General features: G+C 57.3%; 15 protein-coding genes. 11 read left to right on the plus strand and 4 right to left on the minus strand.

Annotated features, from left to right (window positions below; translation table 11 throughout):
* Positions 1–126: 126 nt before the first annotated feature.
* From glyQ to CFN46_RS11345, 5 genes are all read left to right on the plus strand, one after another.
* Positions 127–1,083, plus strand: a complete 957-nt coding sequence (gene glyQ / locus CFN46_RS11325) for a glycine--tRNA ligase subunit alpha (RefSeq protein WP_088743589.1) — start codon at positions 127–129, stop codon at positions 1,081–1,083.
* 2 nt (positions 1,084–1,085) lie between these two features.
* Positions 1,086–3,155: a glycine--tRNA ligase subunit beta gene (gene glyS, locus CFN46_RS11330; RefSeq protein WP_088743590.1), complete on the plus strand. Its 2,070-nt coding sequence runs from the start codon at positions 1,086–1,088 to the stop codon at positions 3,153–3,155.
* Between the two features lie 386 nt (positions 3,156–3,541).
* Entirely contained in the window at positions 3,542–4,171 is a 630-nt protein-coding gene (gmhB, locus tag CFN46_RS11335; RefSeq protein WP_084487955.1) for a D-glycero-beta-D-manno-heptose 1,7-bisphosphate 7-phosphatase, read from the plus strand.
* A 132-nt stretch (positions 4,172–4,303) separates the two neighbouring features.
* Positions 4,304–4,816, plus strand: a complete 513-nt coding sequence (luxS, locus tag CFN46_RS11340) for an S-ribosylhomocysteine lyase (protein WP_088743591.1) — start codon at positions 4,304–4,306, stop codon at positions 4,814–4,816.
* Between the two features lie 190 nt (positions 4,817–5,006).
* A complete protein-coding gene (locus CFN46_RS11345) occupies positions 5,007–5,939 on the plus strand; it encodes an alpha/beta fold hydrolase (RefSeq protein WP_088743592.1) in 933 nt (310 codons plus the stop codon).
* A gap of 79 nt (positions 5,940–6,018) precedes the next feature.
* On the opposite strand, the gene gyrB is transcribed toward CFN46_RS11345, so the two are convergent.
* The 4 genes from gyrB to dnaA all read right to left on the minus strand — a co-directional run bounded on the left by gyrB (position 6,019) and on the right by dnaA (position 12,463).
* On the minus strand, positions 6,019–8,436 hold the full coding sequence (gene gyrB, locus CFN46_RS11350) for a DNA topoisomerase (ATP-hydrolyzing) subunit B (RefSeq protein WP_088743593.1): 2,418 nt from the start codon (positions 8,434–8,436) through the stop codon (positions 6,019–6,021).
* Between the two features lie 19 nt (positions 8,437–8,455).
* Positions 8,456–9,541 (minus strand): DNA replication/repair protein RecF, encoded by a 1,086-nt coding sequence (gene recF, locus CFN46_RS11355; RefSeq protein WP_088743594.1) that lies wholly within the window; start codon positions 9,539–9,541, stop codon positions 8,456–8,458.
* Between the two features lie 169 nt (positions 9,542–9,710).
* Entirely contained in the window at positions 9,711–10,814 is a 1,104-nt protein-coding gene (dnaN, locus tag CFN46_RS11360) for a DNA polymerase III subunit beta (protein WP_024951038.1), read from the minus strand.
* Positions 10,815–10,963: 149 nt separating this feature from the next.
* Positions 10,964–12,463 carry a chromosomal replication initiator protein DnaA gene (gene dnaA / locus CFN46_RS11365; protein WP_024951037.1) on the minus strand — a complete coding sequence of 500 codons (1,500 nt, stop codon included), beginning with the start codon at positions 12,461–12,463 and terminating at the stop codon, positions 10,964–10,966.
* Positions 12,464–13,417: 954 nt separating this feature from the next.
* On the opposite strand from dnaA, the gene rpmH reads away from it, so the two are divergent.
* The 6 genes from rpmH (at position 13,418) to CFN46_RS11395 (ending at position 21,146) form a co-directional block, all read left to right on the plus strand.
* Positions 13,418–13,552 (plus strand): 50S ribosomal protein L34, encoded by a 135-nt coding sequence (gene rpmH, locus CFN46_RS11370; RefSeq protein ID WP_024951036.1) that lies wholly within the window; start codon positions 13,418–13,420, stop codon positions 13,550–13,552.
* Between the two features lie 11 nt (positions 13,553–13,563).
* On the plus strand, positions 13,564–13,953 hold the full coding sequence (rnpA, locus tag CFN46_RS11375) for a ribonuclease P protein component (protein WP_024951035.1): 390 nt from the start codon (positions 13,564–13,566) through the stop codon (positions 13,951–13,953).
* 118 nt (positions 13,954–14,071) lie between these two features.
* The gene (yidC, locus tag CFN46_RS11380; protein WP_024951034.1) at positions 14,072–15,736 is read left to right on the plus strand and encodes a membrane protein insertase YidC; all 1,665 of its coding nucleotides are present in this window, start codon (positions 14,072–14,074) and stop codon (positions 15,734–15,736) included.
* 200 nt (positions 15,737–15,936) lie between these two features.
* On the plus strand, positions 15,937–17,364 hold the full coding sequence (gene mnmE, locus CFN46_RS11385; protein WP_024951033.1) for a tRNA uridine-5-carboxymethylaminomethyl(34) synthesis GTPase MnmE: 1,428 nt from the start codon (positions 15,937–15,939) through the stop codon (positions 17,362–17,364).
* Positions 17,365–17,472: 108 nt separating this feature from the next.
* On the plus strand, positions 17,473–19,353 hold the full coding sequence (locus CFN46_RS11390) for an ABC transporter ATP-binding protein (protein WP_024951032.1): 1,881 nt from the start codon (positions 17,473–17,475) through the stop codon (positions 19,351–19,353).
* The gene (locus tag CFN46_RS11395) at positions 19,350–21,146 is read left to right on the plus strand and encodes an ABC transporter ATP-binding protein (protein ID WP_254918476.1); all 1,797 of its coding nucleotides are present in this window, start codon (positions 19,350–19,352) and stop codon (positions 21,144–21,146) included. Before CFN46_RS11390 ends, CFN46_RS11395 begins: the two co-directional genes overlap by 4 nt.
* Positions 21,147–21,169 lie beyond the last annotated feature (23 nt).

A 21,169-nucleotide genomic window follows, 5' to 3' on the forward strand; every position in this document is an offset into this window, starting at 1 on the left:
TGCATGGACGCGACGCATCAGAATTTGGAAATGGCACGCACTCGGTTTCATCTGCGGCCTATAACCCTATAAGCGGGGATTGTATACTTGGCAGTTCTCGAATTCATGGGCCAACGGGCTTCACCAATGACACAGCCAGACGTGAAAACCTTCCAGGGCCTGATTCTGGCCCTGCAGCAATACTGGGCCGAACAGGGTTGCATCATCCTGCAGCCTTTGGATATGGAGGTTGGGGCAGGGACTTTCCACCCAGCGACCTTCCTGCGTTCCATCGGACCTGAAACCTGGAACGCTGCCTACGTGCAGCCTTCCCGCCGTCCTACCGACGGCCGCTATGGCGAAAATCCCAATCGTCTACAGCACTACTATCAGTTCCAGGTGGTGATGAAACCGTCACCGGCTAACCTGCAGGAGCTCTATCTGGGCTCACTGGAGCGTCTGGGCATTGATCCGCTGGTCCACGACATCCGCTTCGTCGAGGACAACTGGGAATCTCCGACGCTTGGCGCCTGGGGCCTCGGCTGGGAAATGTGGCTCAACGGCATGGAAGTGACGCAGTTCACCTACTTCCAGCAGGCAGGGGGTATCGAATGCTTCCCGGTCACCGGCGAGCTGACCTACGGTCTTGAGCGCATCGCGATGTACCTGCAGGACGTGGACAGCGTCTACGACCTGATCTGGACCACCGCACCGGATGGCTCGGTCGTCACCTATGGTGATGTCTTCCTGCAGAATGAGAAGGAGCAGTCCGCCTACAACTTCGAGCATGCTGCCGTGCCGGAGCTGTTCGCTGCCTTCGATCACAGCGAAAGTGAGTGCCAGAAGCTGCTAGCCGCCAATCTGCCGCTGCCAGCCTACGAGCAGGTACTGAAGGCATCACATACTTTCAATATGCTGGATGCCCGCCACGCCATCTCGGTCACCGAGCGTCAGCGCTATATTCTGCGCGTCCGGACGCTAGCACGTGATGTGGCGCACGCCTATTACGCTTCCCGCAAGGCCGCAGGATTCCCGCTGGCGCCGAAGGCGCTGCGTGATGAATTGCTCGCTGCCGATGACACCATTACCGAGGGAGACGCGTAAGCATGGCCTCCGTGAATACTCTGCTGATCGAACTGGGCTGCGAAGAACTGCCGCCGGGCGCCATCGATGCACTGGCTGAAAGCCTGGCCAATGGCTTGGCCGATAGCTTGCGCGACGCTGAAGTTTCCTTCGGCCAAGTCCGCGCCTACGCTACCCCGCGTCGTCTTGCAGTCATGATCGAGTCACTGGCCGAGCGCCAACCGGACCGTGAGATAGAGAAGCGCGGCCCGGCCAAGGCCGCCGCCTTCAAGGACGGTGAGCCGACGCGCGCAGTGCAAGGCTTTGCCCGCTCCTGTGGTGTCGAGGTCAGTGATCTGATTGAGCTGGAAACCGACAAGGGTACCTGGCTCGGCTACCGTCACACCCAACCGGGCGAGCATCTCTCCGCCCTGCTGCCGACCATGCTTGAGCAAGTGCTGGCGCGTCTGCCAGTGCCCAAGAACATGCGCTGGGGTGCTTCGCGCATCGAATTCTCACGCCCGGTACATTGGCTGGTCGCGTTGTACGGCAGTGAAGTCATCGATTCGAGCGTACTCGGTCTCAATGCTGGCCGTACCACTTTCGGTCATCGCTTCCACGCCCCGCAGGCCATCACTCTGGCCCACGCCGAGGACTACCTCGACGTGCTGGAAAATGCCCGTGTGCTGGCCAACCGTGAGGTACGCCGCGAGCGTATTCGCGAGCAGGTCCAGGCCGAAGCAGAAGTCTATGGTGCCAACGCCGTCATCGACGAGGCGCTGCTCAACGAGGTCAATGGCCTCGTGGAATGGCCGGTCGCACTGACGGGCACCTTCGATGAGCGCTTCCTGGAAGTGCCATCGGAGTGCCTGATTTCCTCCATGAAGGCCAATCAGAAGTATTTCCACCTGCTCAATGATGACGGCAGGCTCATGCCGGCCTTCATCACCGTCGCGAATATCGAGAGCAAGGACCCGCAGCAGGTCATCTCCGGTAACGAGAAGGTGATTCGTCCGCGTCTGGGCGATGCCGCCTTCTTCTACGAGACCGACCTGCGCAGCACGCTGGAATCGCGTCGCGAGAAGCTCGAGAGCGTCGTCTTCCAGCAGAAGCTGGGCAGCATGGCTGACAAGGCACGCCGCAGCGAAGCCGTGGCACGTCATATTGCTGAACGTATCGGTGCTGATATCGATCACGCCGCACGCGCCGCACAGCTGGCCAAGACCGACCTGGTCACCGAGATGGTGCTGGAGTTCCCGGAACTGCAGGGCATCATGGGCCACTACTACGCCCGTCACGATGGCGAAGATGCCACCGTCGCGCGTGCGCTGGAAGAACAGTATCTGCCGCGCTTCGCCGGCGATGCGATTCCCACGACCAAGGCAGGCATGGCGGTCGCCCTGGCAGACCGTCTCGACACCCTGACCGGCATCTTCGGTATCGGTCAGCGTCCGACGGGCGCCAAAGATCCGTTCGCACTGCGTCGCGCCACCATCGGGGTGCTCAACATCCTGATCAAGGGCGAACTGGATCTCGACCTGCGCGAGCTGCTGACCGTCAGCGCCGAACAGCATCGTGATCTGCCCAAGGCCGAGGGTCTAGTCGAGGACGTGCTTGAGTACATGCTCGATCGCTTCCGCGCCTGGGCCAATGACGAAGGCATGGGTGCCGAGCTGTATCTGGCCGTACGCACGCTGAAGGTCAGCAACCCGCTGGACTTCGCACGTCGTCTGCGCGCAGTGCACGCCTTCGGTGAGCGTCCGGAAGCGGCCGCATTGGCTGCTGCCAACAAGCGCGTGTCCAACATCCTTGCCAAGGCCGAGCACGATGGCCGTACCGAGGTGGACGCAAGTCTGTTGAGCGAAACTGCCGAGCAAGAGCTGGCAGAAGCCCTCAAGGCACGTGGCGCCGAAGTGGCACCGCTGTTCGCGACTGCGCGCTACCAGGAGGCTCTCGATGCACTGGCCAGCCTGCGCGCGCCGGTCGATGCCTTCTTTGATCAGGTCATGGTCAATGCTGACGATGCGGCCGTACGTGCCAATCGTCTGGCGATGCTGGCTAGCCTGCAAGGCCTGTTCATGGGTGTGGCGGACATCAGTCTGCTGACTCAGTAAGGCACTGTTGCGCTCGATAGTATTATCGAGTGCAACCTATGTAACACGCAAAGAACCCCGCCATGGCGGGGTTCTTTGCGTGTTGAGCATCATGGAATATGGCGTTGCGTGACAGGATTTCACGCAAACAGCGGTGAAAGTCACAAATTCCGCCTTGATACCCTACCTAGGTCGCACTAGAATCCCAGTATAGAAACAGTGTTCGAGAAATGCAGCAGCATGTTACTGCAAGGTTCATGTCTCCAAGCACTCGGCGCCATTTGCCTGTTTACCCGTGTGAGCGTCATGTCGTGACCATGGTCACGACTTTTCCTCAAGGCAAGCGGCGACCCCCTGACAAGCAGCCTGGCTGACGCCCCTGACTGCCCTGATGTGAAGAGTTGACCATGCGTAAACTGATCGTGCTCGACCGTGACGGAGTCATCAACGAAGACTCCGACGCCTTCGTCAAGAACGCTGAAGAGTGGATCGAATATCCTACTTCCATCAAGGCCATCGCACGCCTGACCCGTGCTGGCTATACCGTGGCCGTCGCGACCAATCAGTCCGGTATCGCCCGTGGCCATTTTGGTCACCGCGAGCTTGAGGCCATGCACACCAAGATGATTCAACTGGTGAAAGCCGCAGGCGGTGACATCGCACACATCGCTTACTGCCCGCATGGTCCGGATGATGGCTGTGACTGCCGTAAACCCGAGCCAGGCCTGCTACACCAGATTCAAGACGCACTCCAGATCCCTGATTTTGATGGTGCGTGGATGCTGGGAGACAGCCTGCGTGATCTCGTGGCGGGTCAGAAGGCAGGTTGTCGTGCGGCGCTGGTCATGACGGGCAAGGGACAGAAGACGCTTGCGGACGGTGAAGGCTTGAAGGATGTGCTGGTAGTCGCCAATCTGGCCGACTTCACCAATCGTCTACTGGATGGCGAGCTCAATCATGAGCCATCCGAGGGCGAGCCGGGAAAGTCCCAGCGTAGCTGCAATGGCTGTGAAGCGGCGGCCGAGAGCTATCTCTGACTGCTGGCACTATCGAGCCGTTCGCACTGTCGCATATCACTCTAATGACAGGCAGCGATATGCTACCCTTCAAGCATGAAACAGCGTAGGTAATACCTGCTCTCTCCTTCCCCTCATGCTTGGAGGCTTCACATGCCATTACTGGATAGCTTTACCGTCGACCACACCATCATGAAGGCTCCCGCCGTACGTGTGGCCAAGAAGATGGGAACGCCGAAGGGTGACAACATCACCGTTTTCGATCTGCGTTTCTGTGTGCCTAACGAAGAGATTCTTTCCGAGAAAGGCATTCACACTCTTGAGCACTTGTTCGCCGGCTTCATGCGCGATCACCTCAATGGTCACGACGTCGAAATTATCGACCTCTCACCAATGGGATGCCGTACAGGCTTCTATATGAGCCTGATTGGCGAGCCGGAAGAAGCCCGCGTAGCAACTGCCTGGTCTGCTGCCATGCAGGATGTGCTGAACGTGGCACGCCAGGAAGAGATTCCTGAGCTCAACATCTATCAGTGCGGCACCGCCCAGATGCACTCTCTGGAAGAAGCCAAGCAGATTGCCACCAATATCCTGTCACGCGATATTGGTGTGAACCTGAATGAAGAGCTGAAGCTTGACGAAGGCTTCCTGAATCAAGCGCATTAAGTCAGTATGTAAGCGTTATTAATTGACTTGAGTATTAATAGAACGCTTCATGCTTAAAAACCGGTCTCTGCCCATACAGAGATCGGTTTTTTTTCGTTACAAAAAAGATCCATGCCTGACAATATCGCTATGCTGTTAAAACATTCAGATAGTCACCTCTTTCTTGCCGTACTTGCCTGGGTAACCACCAATGCCAGAGAAAAGCGATCATGCTTTTGATTTCACTACTTTTCTAGCAGACAAAGCTACATGGTCAATCCCTGCCTCACTAGAGCCTTATACCTGCCGTGATGGTAGCTCATTGGGGTGCCGACACTACTCTGCAATGAAAGTATCTGAAGCAAGTCAACTATGTGACGAGAGACATATCATCCTTATCCACGGATCCAGTAGCGATAGCCGCTATCTCGCCACCTTAGCGACACAGCTCGCAACGGTTGGATATCACATTCATACACCGGATCTACGTGGCCACGGTCCTGCACCTGCTCGACGGGGGGATATTGATCACAGTCAGCAGCTGGAAGAGGATATTGAAGATCTCATCACATCCTTGGCACTATCGAAAAAAGCCACTCTACTCATCGCTGGTCACTCCGCAGGCGGCGGATTGGCACTGCGCTTTGCTGCTGATATTTCACGACGGCAACCGTTAGATATATCCCTTGCCGGAGTTATATTGCTGGCACCCTATCTTCATTATCGCGCTCCCAATACGCGCCACGACTCCACATGGGCGACTCCTAACATACCGAAAATGCTGCTTTGTAGCCTGCTTGCAGGACTCGGCATTCATGCGTGCGATCATTTAGAAGTACTGACTTTCAACATCCCGAAACAATATCGTGATTCAAATACCACTTCTGCCTATTCCTGGCGAATGATGCAAGGCATCAATCCACAGCATTATCAGCGTGATCTCGCGATGCTGGCTCAACATGGAGTACCGCTACTAGCGATGATTGGAGAGCATGATGAAGCCTTTCATGCCGAACGACTAGGGAACAGCCTGCTGCCATTCCATGAAAAAACGCAACTGGAAGTAATGGATAATGTCGATCACCTTGGTATCGCAACCTCAGAGATGACTGGAAAGTGTATCGATAAGTGGCTGACAAGCTGACTATCTGATGGAGTCCTATAAAACGGCCCCTGATCAATGATCAGGGGCCGTTTTTTAATTACCGCGCATCTTCATGCCATCAGACATCAAGATTGGCGACCAGCGCGAAGCGCTCAATAAAGTCACGACGCGGTTCAACTTCATCACCCATCAGGGTATTGAACATCATGTCAGCGCTCACCGCATCTTCGATGGTGACGCGTAGCATGCGGCGATGTTCTGGATCCATCGTGGTTTCCCACAGCTGGCCCGGATTCATCTCGCCCAACCCTTTGTAGCGCTGAATGCTGAAACCACGCGCTGCTTCCTTCATTAGCCAGTCGAGTGCTTCGTAGAAAGTAACGACTTCTTTCCTGCGCTCGCCACGCGAGACAAAGCTACCTTCTTCCAGTAATCCGTTAAGCATCGAACCAAGCTCACTCAGCTCGCGATAATCGGCAGAATTGAAGAAGTCGATATCCCACAGATAATCACTGGTGACACCGTGTGCCATTAATGTCACTGCCGGCAGGTAGAGATTACGCTCAGTATCGTGGCTGATGCTGAAGTCGTAATGAGGGCCGCCTTCATAGGCAATCAGCTCATCCATCTCATGCTGAAGGCCATTAATCCAACTCTGTACCTGTGCTTCGTCGGCCAAGGCCACTTCATCAATATGCGGTGCATGCACAATCTTGCGCAGCACAGCAGAAGGATATACACGCGCCAAACGATCAATACGCTTCATCACGCCGCGATATTGGCTGACGAGCGTCTCCAGCTGAGTACCACCAATACCCGGCGCTTCGCTATTCACGTGCAGCTTGCCGCCGTCGAGCGCGGTGGCGGTCAGATAATCCTGCAGCGCCTGCTCGTCCTTCAAGTATTGCTCATGTTTGCCACGCTTGATCTTATAAAGCGGCGGCTGAGCAATGAAGATATGGCCACGCTCAATCAGCTCCGGCATCTGACGGAAGAAGAAAGTCAGCAACAGGGTACGAATGTGCGAACCATCAACGTCGGCATCCGTCATGATGATGACAGAGTGATAACGCAGCTTGTCCGGATTGAACTCTTCACGCCCAATACCACAGCCCAGAGCAGTGATCAGCGTGCCAACCTCGACAGAAGACAGCATCTTGTCGAAACGTGCTTTCTCGACGTTGAGGATCTTGCCCTTCAACGGCAGGATCGCCTGAGTACGACGATCTCGCCCTTGCTTGGCTGAACCACCAGCTGAATCACCCTCGACCAGGTACAGTTCAGAGAGGCTGGGATCTTTTTCCTGACAGTCTGCCAATTTACCCGGCAGGCCCGCGATATCCAGCGCACCCTTGCGACGCGTCATATCACGCGCCTTACGGGCGGCTTCACGCGCGCGCGCTGCATCCAGCATCTTGTTGACGATGCCCTTGGCTTCGTTGGGCTTCTCGATCAGGTACTCGGAGAACAACCGGCCCATTTCCTGCTCGACCGCAGTCTTGACCTCAGAAGAGACTAGCTTATCTTTAGTCTGCGAGGAAAACTTCGGGTCCGGCACCTTGACCGAGATGATCGCGGTCAGACCTTCGCGGGCATCATCGCCAGTGGTGCCAACCTTGGACTTCTTGAGCAAACCTTCCGCCTCAATATAGCTATTGAGGGTACGCGTCAACGCAGCACGGAAACCTGCCAGGTGAGCCCCACCATCACGCTGCGGAATATTGTTGGTGTAACAGAAGATATTTTCGGAGAAGCCATCATTCCACTGCATCGCCACTTCAACGACGATGCCGTCCTCGCGCTCCATTTCGAAATGGAATACAGGATTCAGTGGCGTCTTATTGGTATTGATGTGATTGACGAATGCCTTCAGGCCGCCTTCATAGTGGAACAGCTCTTCCTTGCCGCTGCGCTCATCGATCAAACGAATCGCCACACCGGAATTCAGGAAGGACAGCTCGCGCAGGCGCTTGGCCAGAATATCGTAATGGAACTCGATATTGGCAAAGGTCCGGTCGGAAGGCTTGAAGCGGACCAGAGTGCCGGTCTTTTCAGTCTTGCCCACAACACCCAGCGGAGCTTGCGGCTCGCCGTAACGATAGATCTGTTCGTGAACATTACCCTGACGCCAGATGGTCAGCTTGAGCTCTTCAGACAGTGCATTAACGACCGAGACACCCACGCCGTGCAACCCACCGGAAACCTTATAGGAGTTGTCGTCAAACTTACCGCCAGCGTGTAGTACCGTCATGATAACTTCGGCAGCACTGACGCCTTCTTCCTCGTGAATCTCGGTCGGTACTCCACGGCCGTTATCACTAACGGAAACCGACTCGTCTGCGTGGATGACCACCCGGACTTCGCTACAGTGCCCTGCCAGTGCCTCGTCGATGGAGTTATCCACCAGCTCGAACACCATGTGATGCAGCCCCGTGCCATCATCGGTATCACCGATATACATACCGGGGCGCTTGCGTACGGCATCTAGTCCCTTGAGGACCTTGATGCTCGATGAGTCGTAAGCCTGTTCGCTCATTGGCTTCTCCGTCGTGAAATCATTCCGTGTGCAGTCGCCCGTGTTCCACGTGAAACATTCTGACATTCGTGTTTGGCAGCCATACCCGATCCAATGCTTCGGGTTCGACGCAGGTCACGAAGACCTGACAATCGAGGCTAGCCAATAGCTGGCAGAATAGACGGCGATGTTCGCCATCCAATTCCGCTGGCAGATCGTCAATCAGATAGACACAGGTACGTCCGTTCATTTCTTCGAGCAATCGCCCCTGAGCCAGCTTGAGAGCACTGACAACCAGCTTCTGCTGGCCGCGTGACAGCACCTCGACCGCAGGCCGGCGCCCTAGACGAATACGTAGGTCAGCGCGCTGCGGCCCCGTCTGGGTAAATCCCATATGGCTGTCGCTATCACGGCCGGCGGCAAGCACTTCACCTAGTGAGCGCTTGGTGTCCCAGCCGCGCTGATAGCGCAGGGTGAGCTCGGGTAATTCAATCAACTCGGCAAGCGTGGCCTGAAACAACGGTGCCAGCGCTTGCATGTATTCCATGCGCAGGGCATCGAGACATTCACTCCAGTGAGCAAACTCACGATCCCAGACGTTCAGTGCCTGAGCGTCCATCTTACCATGCCTGAGCAGCGCGTTCCGATGTTTGAGGGCGCGCCGCACGCGGCGCCAGACATCGAAAAAGTCATGTTTCACGTGAAACACACCCCAGTCGAGAAACTCACGCCGTGCGGAGGGTGAGCCTTCCAGCAATCGGAAAGCATCCGGGTTAATCAATTGCAGGGGTAACGCCTGGGCAAGCTGTGCGACACGCTCGACTTTTTCGCCATCCAACCGCATCTCAAGACCATCAGCCGCCTGATCTCGTCGCACACCTAAGGGCCGCGATGGCTCTCCCGACAGACGCCCGAACAATGTCATACCTGCCGTATCATGGGCGATAGCATGCTTGAGCTTATGGGTGCGGAAAGAGCGCGCCAATCCAAGTACATGGATGCCTTCTAGCAGGCTCGATTTGCCACTGCCATTAGCACCACTCACCAGATTGATTCCTCGCTCTGGCACCATGTCGACAGGCGCCAGATTACGCAGGTTCTGGAATTGCAGACGTTCAAGCGCCATGGCGGCCTCGGCGTGGACTGAAAAGAAAAACTCGCGGCACTAATATGACAACACCCATGATCGTCGGCCAAGAGGATCATGGGTGTTGTCGTTAACTGTTGCGCTACATCACTGATGGGAACAGCATCATTATGATTCAAGATACTGTTTTATATGGTTTATTTTATAATTACAGGCGCATTGGCATAACTACGTAACGCGCATCACCACCACCTGGCTCTTCCAGAAGTGCCGAGCTATTGCCATCAGAGAGCGTCAATTGCACACGATCCGAGTCCAGCACGCCTAGCACGTCAATCAGGTAACCAACATTGAATCCGATTTCCAGACCCGCCCCCTGGTAGTCGAGGCTGATGTTTTCCTCGGCCTCTTCCTGCTCCGGGTTATTAGCCAGCACACGCAAGTTACCGGCCTCAAGGTGCAGGCGTACCCCGCGATACTTCTCATTGGAGAGAATCGCCGTACGCGACAGTACCTGACGCAGCTCGGCACGCTCAGCAATGATGACCTTATCGCCACCACGCGGCACAACACGCTCGTAATCCGGGAACTTGCCGTCAACCAGCTTGGAAGTGAAGGTGAAATCACCAGTCTGAGCGCGCACATGCGTGCCACTCACGGTCAGAGTCATCGGCTCATTGCTACCATCCAACAAACGTGCCAGCTCCAGAATACCCTTGCGCGGAATGATCAGCTTCTGGGATTCGCTGACACTGATATCAGCCGCCTGCTCGCAGACTGCCAAGCGGTGGCCATCCGTTGCCACGGTACGCACAATATTGCTGGTCAGCTCGAGCAGCATGCCATTGAGGTAGTAGCGCACATCCTGCTGCGCCATCGCGAAAGATGTCGCATCGATCAGATGCTTGAGCGTACCGCGCGGCAAGCTGATGGTGACATCGCCCTGACCATCATCGATATTCGGGAACTCAGCGACCGGTAGTGTCGACAAGGTAAAGCGGGAGCGGCCACTACGCAGAATGGCACGCCCTTCTTCCAGCGCCAGCGTGATTTCACTGCCATCCGGAAGTGACTTGCAGATATCCATCAGCTTGCGTGCAGGCACGGTAGCCGAGCCCGGCTCATCGACACGGCTCGGCTCGACACGACCGATCAGCTCGACCTCAAGATCGGTGCCTGTCAGCGACAACTGCTGGTCGGAAACTTCAAGCAATACATTGGATAGCACCGGCAGCGTCTGACGACGCTCAACCACACCCGCCACCAGGGACAGTGGGCGCAGCAGGGCTTCACGCGAAATGGAAAATTTCATGGAGACTCCACTCTCTGGAAACGGGGCAAGTGCTCGCTGCCACAGCAGCGCGCACTCAAAAAAGATTCAGGGCCAACGGGATACAAGGCCCAATGCACAGCGAGTCAAATCGACAATTGTCGCCAACCCGACCCGCCGCTGCAATGCGATCAACTGGTCAAGAGACGCAGTAGATTCTTGTAGTCCTCACGAATGTCAGCGTTCTCTTCACGCAGCGAGGCCACCTTGCGACACGCGTGCAGCACGGTCGTATGATCACGACCACCGAAGGCATCACCGATTTCCGGCAAGCTATGGTTGGTGAGCTCCTTGGCCAGCGCCATGGCCACCTGACGCGGTCGGGCGACCGAGCGCGAGCGGCGCTTGGAGTGGAGATCAGAAATCTTGATCTTGTAGTACTCAGCGACGGTGCGCTGAATATTATCCACACCTACCTGCTTGTCTTGCAGTGCCAGCAGATCTTTCAGCGACTCACGAATGAAGTCCTGGGTGATCACACGCCCCATGAAGTGGGAGTCCGCGATGACCTTCTTCAGGGCCCCCTCCAACTCACGCACATTGGAGCGGATCTTCTGGGCAATGAAGAAAGCGGCATCGTGCGGTAGATCAACCTTGGCCTGGTCAGCCTTCTTCATCAGGATCGCGACGCGCGTCTCTAGCTCAGGTGGCTCGATGGCGACAGTCAGCCCCCAGCCAAAGCGGGACTTGAGTCGCTCTTCGACGCCATTGATCTCTTTCGGATAGCGATCCGATGTCAAAATCATCTGCTGGCCGCCTTCAAGCAACGCATTGAAGGTGTGGAAGAACTCCTCCTGAGAGCGCTCCTTACCCGCAAAGAACTGAATGTCATCAATCAGCAGCGCATCGACTGAACGATAGAATCGCTTGAAATCATTGATGGCATTGAGCTGCAACGCCTTGACCATGTCGGCCACGAAGCGCTCTGAATGCAGGTAGACCACCTTGGCATTCTCGCCTCCTTGCTTGGCGAGATGATTGCCCACTGCGTGCATCAAGTGGGTTTTACCCAAGCCCACGCCGCCATAAAGGAATAGCGGGTTGTAAGCGCCACCAGGATTTTCGGATACCTGGCGTGATGCTGCACGCGCCAGCTGGTTCGACTTGCCTTCGACAAAGGTTTCGAAGGTGAAGTTCGGGTTCAAACCATTGGAGTGCTTGAGACTGCCTTCGACCTGCACTTGGCGTGCATTACGACGCGGGGCTCTATCGCGCAAGCCATCACCAGCCATCTCGCGCTCTTCGCCGAGATTACCGCGCGGTGGCGTATGCACATGTGGCGAACGCGGGCTCGGCATCTGGCCAGGCGCTTGTGCCTGAGCAGATGAAGAAGTGGATGAAGAAGACGCGGGGCTTCCTTCCGGTCGCGGATTGGACACCGTACGTCGACTACCCACACTGAGTTCGACCTTGGGCGGCTTGCCCGGTGCCAACTCACGCAGTAGTTCGTGGATACGTTTGAGGTACTTGTCATTGACCCAATCACGCACGAAGCGGTTGGGAGCGAGTAGGCACAGCTCTCCGCTGTCACCTTCTTCAGCCTGCAGAGGACGAACCCAAGTGTTGAACTGCTGTGAATTCAGCTCGTCTTGCAGTGCGTCAAGACATTGTTGCCAAAGTGCGAGCGACACGCGACCTCACATCCAGTTGTCGAAGGGGCGGCCATTGTATAGCTCAAGCCCTGAGTTATCCACACGACATCTGCGTCATGAGCTGTTGTGGACAACATGGGTATTGAGGACCCTCTTACTTTGGGAAAGGTTGGGGAGCAATATGAGACGACTCAGACGCTGGGGACAAGTCAACACTTATGCACACAGCCATGCACAGGGTAATATCAGGTTTTCCACTGCTTATCGTCAGAGATATCCTGATGACAGAAGATTGAGCTAACTCTAGAAAAATAGGTTATCCACAGAATCTCCCTCCCTCTATAGTTATTAGTTACTCAGAACTACCTCTTTATAGTAATGATAGGGGCAATGCTAAAAATGCGTCTCGGATTAAGCTCAGCGCTGCACTCCTGATCAGGTCGACTCAAGGTTATCCACTGGGCCTTTGATGCTCGATGATGCATACATCGCTGACTGGCCTGCTACACAAATCGTGGGGGTCGTACGAGCATCTCTGCCTCATGCCGGATGGGCGAAGTCAGCACCTTACGAAACCGCAGCGCAGCAAAAATATCTGCTGGTTTAGCATGAGAAACCACTTCAGTTTTTCGGTCTTGTCTTTCAAGTCTCGCCACTTTGGGTTTCGTGTATTCCTCGCTTGGAATGCAAGTCTCTCAGGCCACACCTCAGCTCCCCAGGCAGTGCCTGTCAGAAAAACTGATTTTTTTTGCCTGCCAACGTCCAAATTCCGCCCCGTCACCGGTAGACAGGAAACGCCATCTGACGGGCGGCGCGAGGCATCGTCACCCTGAAATGCCACGAACCAGCTGTGGACAACTTTTCGACTCGACATTGCAAGCCACTTGCAGATTCACTAGAATCCCTGCCCCTGACCAATCTGCCCTGTCCTCATGTGGATACAGGGCAACATTCGTTGACCTTTTCCAAACAACCACGTGGGAAGAAGCAGCTATGAAACGCACATTTCAGCCGAGCGTCCTTAAGCGCAAGCGCACACACGGTTTCCGTGCTCGTATGGCGACCAAAGGTGGCCGTGCGGTCATCCAGCGCCGTCGTGCGAAAGGCCGTAAGCGTCTGAGCGCCTGATCGAGGCCCGGATGTCCCGTCAGGGATTTCCCCGGCAGCTTCGCTTGCTGACTGCCGGGGATTACCGGCACGTCTTCGATCACACCATCCTCAAGGTACACGGCAAGGGGCTTTTGGCCCTGGCCTGTCCGAATGACCTAGGGCATGCCCGCCTGGGGTTGGTGTTCAGCAAGAAGAACGTGCGCCGTGCCGTAGATCGCAACCGCCTCAAACGTCTGACGCGAGAATCCATTCGCCTCCGCCAGCAACGCCTTCCGGCCATCGACATTGTCGTTCTGGCCAAACGAGGCGTAAATGAGCTGGATAACGAGACCCTTCATCGCCAGCTTGACGGCATGTGGTCTCGTCTGGAGAAGGATGCCAGACGTCTGAAAGCGGCCAAGTCAACGCCACCTGCCTGACGCGACACCTACCCGGTGCGTCCGGCATGTGGCGTTTTTTTCGTTATACGCCCATCCGTTCGTGACCGGTCTCATCTGACTCCCGCCAGATTGATTCACCCTCCAACGGGCATACACAATGGACGTCAAACGATTACTCCTCGTGATTCCGCTTGCGGTTGTCGCCTATCTCATGGTGATCCAGTGGAACAAGGATTACGATCAGCCGGCTGCGGAAACACAGGCTCCTCAGGTCGCCGCTCAGGCTGCCAAAGCGACTGCCCAAGGCTTAGAAGCCCCAAGCAGTAGCACGACTGCTAACACTGCTGCAGGTCTCTCCACACCGGACACCGCTGCCAGCACCCCGAGCAGTAATCTGATTGAAATCAAGACTGATGTGCTTGACCTGCGTATCGATCCGCAGGGTGGCGACGTGGTCTACGCCGCGCTACTTGAGCACAAACAGAATAACGCCTCCGAGTCTCCCTTCGTCCTGCTGTCTGATAATCAGTCGCGCAGCTACGTTGCCAAGTCTGGCCTGCAGCTAGAGGGACACAAGGGACGCATCGCCTTCTCCGCCGACAGCAACAGCTACACACTGGGCGAGAACGACGACAATCTGCAGATTGATCTGAAGGCCGACGTCAATGGCGTCGCTGTCATCAAGCGCTTCACCGTCAGCAAGAATAGCTACCAGCTCAAGGTCGACTACCTGTTGGACAACCAGTCCCAGCAGCCGACCAACGCTCGTTTCATTGGACAGCTAGCGCGCGATAACAGCGCAGATCCGTCTACTGGCGGCGGCATGGGCATGAAGTCTTACCTGGGTGCGGCCTTCTCTTCCGAAGAGAACCACTACCAGAAGATCGACTTCGACGACATTCAGGATGGCAGCTTCAAGAATGCCGACATCCAGGGTGGCTGGGTCTCCATGATCCAACATTACTTCGTCTCTGCCTGGGTCCCGGCCGAAGGCCAGAAGAACCTGTACTACACCAGCGTCGACAAACAGCAACGTAACGTGGCGGCCTTTGCCAGCCCGTCCACGCAGATCGCTGCCGGTCAGCAAGCTGAACTAGGCGCCACCTTGTACGTGGGCCCAAAAGATCAAGACCAGCTGGAAGCCACCGCACCGTACCTGGAGCTGGTTGTCGACTTCGGCTGGCTGTGGTTCCTCGCCAACCCGCTGTTCTGGCTGCTGGAGCACATCCATGCACTGGTCGGTAACTGGGGTGCTTCCATCATCCTGCTGACCGTTCTAGTCAAGGTTGTGCTATTCCCGCTGTCTGCGACTGCCTACCGCTCGATGGCCAAGATGCGCAAGATGGGCCCCGAGATGCAGCGCATCAAGGAGAAGCATGGCGGCGACCGTCAGAAAGTCTCCCAGGAGATGATGAAGTTCTACCAGACGGAGAAGATCAATCCGCTGGGCGGCTGTCTGCCTATCGTCATTCAGATGCCAGTCTTCATCGCGCTGTACTGGATGCTGATGGAATCCGTGGAGCTGCGCCACGCGCCGTTCATGCTATGGATTCAGGATCTCTCGATGAAAGATCCGCTGTTTATCCTGCCGATCATCATGGGCGCCACGATGTTCATTCAGCAGCAGCTGAATCCGACACCTCCGGACCCCACCCAGGCGAAGATCATGAAGATGCTGCCTATCGTCTTCACCTTCTTCTTCCTGTGGTTCCCGGCGGGTCTGGTCCTGTACTGGATCGTCAACAACACGCTGTCGATCACCCAGCAGTACTTCATCACGCGCCAGATCGAAAAAGCCGAGCCGGTCAAGAAAAGCATCTAACGTGCTTTACTCCGCCTCGACATGATCGATGCATGACTGACACGACCCTCGCCTCTGGCGGGGGTCGTGTCGTTTCAGGGAGTGTCTTTCAGGCTTGGCTCTCCTCACGCCATCCTCCTCACTTGCTGTCACGGGGCACCAACCGCGACAATATGTGCCATCTCCTCTTCACTTTCTGGCTCCTTGCCCGAGGTCTTCGCATGTCTTCCGTCTATCAGCCCGACTCCATCGCTGCGCTGGCCACTCCCCCTGGTCGTGGTGGCGTCGGTATCATCCGCGTCTCCGGCCCCGCCTGCCAGGCCATTGCTCAGGAAATGCTTGGCCTGTGTCCTGCGCCACGCCACGCTCACTACGGCCCCTTCATGGGCCGGGGAATGGATGGCAGCCCCACCGCCCTCGATGAAGGAATTGCGCTCTACTTCAAGGGCCCGAACTCCTTCACCGGCGAGGATGTACTGGAGCTACAGGGTCACGGTGGCCCAGTGATCATGGACCTGCTGCTGGAGCGCTGCGTCCAGCTTGGCGCACGCCTGGCACGTCCCGGCGAGTTCTCCGAGCGTGCCTTCCTGAATGACAAGCTGGACCTTGCCCAGGCTGAGGCGATTGCCGACCTGATCGACGCCAGCTCACGTGCGGCCGCCGAGAATGCGCTGCGTTCGCTCAAGGGCGAGTTCTCGACCCGTGTCAGCGCGCTGGTACAGCGTCTGATCGAGCTGCGTATCTACGTCGAAGCGGCGATCGATTTTCCGGAAGAAGAGATCGATTTTCTCGCCGATGGCCATGTCGCTGCTCGCCTCACTGACGTCAAAGCCGAGCTAGCCGGCGTACGTGCCGCTGCCAATCAAGGTGCGCTGATGCGTGAGGGCATGACGGTGGTGATCGCCGGGCGTCCGAATGCCGGCAAGTCTAGCCTGCTCAACGCACTGACCGAGCAGGACACCGCCATTGTCACGGATATCGAAGGCACCACGCGCGACGTACTGCGTGAACACATTCATCTCGACGGCATGCCGCTGCATATCATCGACACCGCTGGCCTGCGTGATACGCCTGATGCCGTTGAGCGTATCGGCGTGCAACGCGCCTGGAGTGAGATAGAGAAGGCCGACCGTGTCCTGTTACTCGTGGACGCTGCGACAACAACAGCGACTGACCCTATGGAAATCTGGCCGGAATTCGTGGCTCGTCTACCGGACCCTACCCGGCTGACGCTGGTGCGCAACAAGATCGACACCAGTGGTGAAACGCCAGGGCTGACAGATGCGCATGCTGTCACGGACGATCAAGCGGGCAGTCTCGAGCTGGCCCGCCATCAAGCCAGCGTCGTGCGTATCTCTGCACGTGATAATCAAGGCCTCGACGCCCTGCGCAATCACCTGAAGGACATCATGGGCTTCACTGGCACGGCCGAAGGCCGCTTCAGCGCTCGCCGTCGTCATCTGGATGCCCTTGAGCGCGCTGGCGAATCTCTCGACAACGGTGAAGCCCAATTACTGGGTGCCAGCGCCGGCGAGCTATTGGCTGAAGATCTTCGCGCTGCCCAGATGGCGCTGTCAGAGATCACCGGTGAGTTCTCCGCTGACGACCTGCTCGGTGAGATCTTCGGCAGCTTCTGTATCGGCAAGTAGCCCCGTCAATACCTCACGCCTTCTTGCCTTACCTCGTCGCTACCTCGCTATACTGCCCCTGCCGATCACCTCCGACAGGCGGGGGCGAAGGCAGGGACAGGAGGTAATATGGCGGGACGCGAGGCACCAGCAGCGGTGCAAGATGCCACACAGAACGGCGATGACGTCGATACATCGCAAACCTCTCTCTCCAATGCTCCCTCTGCCACCCCGCTCCGCAGCCTGCTGATTGCCTTCTTCAAGCGCCATTGGCCACGCTATCTGCTGGCCATCGTGTTTCTGGTTGGCGTGGCAGGACTGAATCTACTCTTGCCGTGGGCCATTGGCGCCACTATCGACGCCTTGCGCGCTGGCACGCTGGATCGCGAAGCATTAATGTCACGTCTACTGTGGCTAGTCGGCGCGGGAGTCGGGCTCTACATGCTGCGTTATGCCTGGCGCGTCACCTTGTTCGGGACCGCCTATCAGCTGGGTACCGAGCAGCGTGATGCCTTTCACGCCAAGCTGACGCGCCTCGATCCCGGCTTCTATCAGAAACATCGGACGGGTGACCTGATGGCACATGCCAGCCAGGATATCGATGCCGTGGAGATGGCGGCCGCCGAAGGCGTGCTATCCAGTGTCGATGGGGCGATGACCTTCGTGCTGGTGCTCGGCATCATGCTGATCGGTATCGACATTCCTCTGACGCTACTCGCGCTGTTGCCCTTTCCGTTCATGGCATGGGCCTTTGCCCGTATCTCCGCCCGTATCGGTGAACGATTTCGCGAGTCACTCGAGCGCTTCTCTGATCTGAATGACCAGACACAAGAAGCCTTTGCGGGCATTCGCATGCTCAGAAGTCACGCACTGCTCGATGACGAGACAGCGGCCTTTTCTCAGCGAGCTGCCGCCGCTGAGGCCATCGACTACCGCGTCCAGAAGCTCGAAGCCACCTTTGATCCGGTGGTATTCATCTCACTGTCAGTGGCAACGCTACTCACGCTTGGCGTGGGAAGCTGGCGCTATCTCGACGATGCCATCACGCTCGGCCAGCTCACCAGCTTCAGCCTCTATCTGGCCCAGCTGATCTGGCCAATGTTCGCACTCGGCTGGTGCCTCAACATTCTGCAGCGCGGTGCGGCCGCCGCACGCCGGCTGGCCGTGTTCCATTCTGCGCCAGAAGCACTTCAAGACACCGGGACTCGCCATGAAGTATGCGATCACTCACTTCGCCTTGAAGTGAGCAGTTTCAGCTATCCCGGCAGCCAACAGTGTGCACTGGGGCCACTGTCACTGAAGATTGATGCGGGTGAGAGCCTGGGCATCGTAGGCGCAACCGGCAGCGGTAAATCGACGTTGCTGCGCCTGCTGTCACGTAGTTGGCCGATGACGGCATCACAGGGGCGACTAGAGCTAGGCGGCCATGAAGCAAGCGAGTACTCACTATCTTCTTGGCGCCCGCAGTTCTCACTAGTGCCACAGGACCCCTTCCTGTTCGCACTCTCGGTCGCCGACAACGTCGCCCTCGCACGCCCCGAAGCCAGCCACGCCGAGATTCGTCACGCCCTGACAGCTGCCGCCTTCGATGATGACCTGCGTCGCCTACCTGACGGCCTCGATACGTTGATAGGTGAACGTGGCATCACGCTATCAGGAGGACAGCGCCAGCGCCTGGCACTCGCCCGCAGCTTGCTCACCGAAGCGCCAATCCTGCTGCTCGATGACACATTGTCAGCAGTGGACCAGGTGACTGAGCGCACCTTGCTGACAACCCTCGCTCGTCTGCAACAGCCAGACGCCAACGGTCGGCGGCGTACCTTGATCATCAATAGTCATCGCCTATCCGCGGTACAGGCTTGCCACAACATAGTGGTCTTGAAGGAAGGGAGCATTCTTGAACAAGGTGATCACGCCACGCTGCTGGCTGCGCGCGGGGCTTACTGGCACCTGTGGCAAGTCCAGCAATCGCGCCGTGACACCGATCGTCCTCCGGGAGAGCACTCATGAGCCCCTCTGACGCCTCACAGACGCACACCCATGGCTCATTACGGCTGGTCAGTCGTCGACGCCTCAAGCTATTGTGGCAGCCGCTGGCGGCACGTCGCGGTGCCGTCATGCGCGCCATGCTGATACTTGTCGCGGCCACCGCGCTGGATGTCCTGGGCCCCTGGCTGACACAGCGCTATCTCGATGACCATTTGATTGCCGGCAATCTGGCGCCGGAAGCGCTCATGGCGCTGCTGGGCCTCTATGTCATCACGCAGCTTGGCGCAGCAGCCGGACGCTACCTTCAACAACTGCGTTTTGCGCGTCTGGCGCTGGCCAGTGTTCGCGATCTACGTGAGCGAGTCTTCACTCACTTGCTTCATCTGCCGCTGGCAAAGCTCGATACCATTGCGGCTGGCGAGCTGGTCGCACGCGTCACCAACGATACCGAATCGCTCAAGGAGTTGTATGTCGGCGTGCTGGCGACGCTTGTCGGCAATGTAGTGTTGTTGATCGGGATTCTGTCGGCGATGGCACTGATGGACGGGACGCTCGCGCTGATCGCCATGGCGCTCATTCCACTGGCCATCGGCATGATCTGGCTCTACCAGCGTTTTTCGGGACGCGCAGCCCGCGAAGTGCGTCAGCTACGTGCACTGCAGAACGCGCGTATCGCCGAAGCCATCGGCGGTATGAGCGTTCTGCAGGCCAGCCACCAGACCGAGCGCTTCAATCAGCGCTACCATCTACTCAATGTCGCGCAATACCGGGCGCGTATGCGCACGGTACGCGTCTCTGGCCTGCTGCTGCGCTCGGCGATCGACCTGATGGCCATGCTGATCACCCTTACTCTCGTCGCAGTTTTTGGGCTACGAGAGCTGGGTGGTGGCGCAGAGCTGGGTGTGCTCTATGCCTTCATCGCTTGGCTGGGTCGCATCAGCGAACCCTTGATCGAGATCACCCAGCGGCTGCAGGTCTTTCAATCGGCACTGGTCGCGGCAGGACGCCTTGAGGAAGTGCTCGACCAACCGCGCGAAGTGTCTCCGATGACGCTGAAGACCTCAGATGCCAGTGAATCGATAGCAAGTGGTCACTATCGTCTTGATCACCTTGAATTCAGGCATACAGGCACTGACAACATCACACTCAGCGACATTACTCTGACGATCGACAGCGGCGAGTTCATCGGCGTGGTCGGCCCTACCGGCAGTGGCAAGTCCACCCTCCTCGACCTGTTGAGCGGACAGCGTCCAGTGCAGGGTGAGCAACTGATGCTGGATGGACGCCCGCTCAGCGATTGGCCAGCGAGCCAGCGAGCACATGCGATTGCCATCGTTCCTCAAGAGCCCTTCATCCGCGCCACCAGCTTGCGTGACAATCTGCTACTGGGGCGTGAAATAGACGCTGAGCGGCTGAATGGTGTGCTGGAGAAGGCACACCTGGCGCCGCTGGTGGCCAGCCTCCCCCTCGGTCTCGAGACTCTGCTGGGAGAGCGTGGGCTGAGCCTCTCAACCGGTGAGAGACAGCTACTCGCACTAGGAAGAGCGCTGATAACCACCCCGAGAGTACTGCTGCTGGACGAGGCGACCGCCAGCATCGATAGCCACACCGAAGCACTTCTGCAGCAGGCGCTGCATGAGCTACGTGGCGAGGTCACCTTGATTGTGGTGGCGCATCGTCTCGCTACCGTACGCGATGCTGATCGCCTGCTGGTGCTGGAACAAGGGCGCGTCACCCAGCTGGGAACGCATAACGCACTGATGGCGACGCCAGGGCTTTATCGCCGCCTATGGCAAGAGGATATTCCTCACTGATCGCACCATATCCTCTCGTGGAC

Origin of the sequence: Cobetia sp. QF-1 (genome assembly GCF_002213105.1) — a bacterium.
Lineage (GTDB): Bacteria > Pseudomonadota > Gammaproteobacteria > Pseudomonadales > Halomonadaceae > Cobetia > Cobetia crustatorum.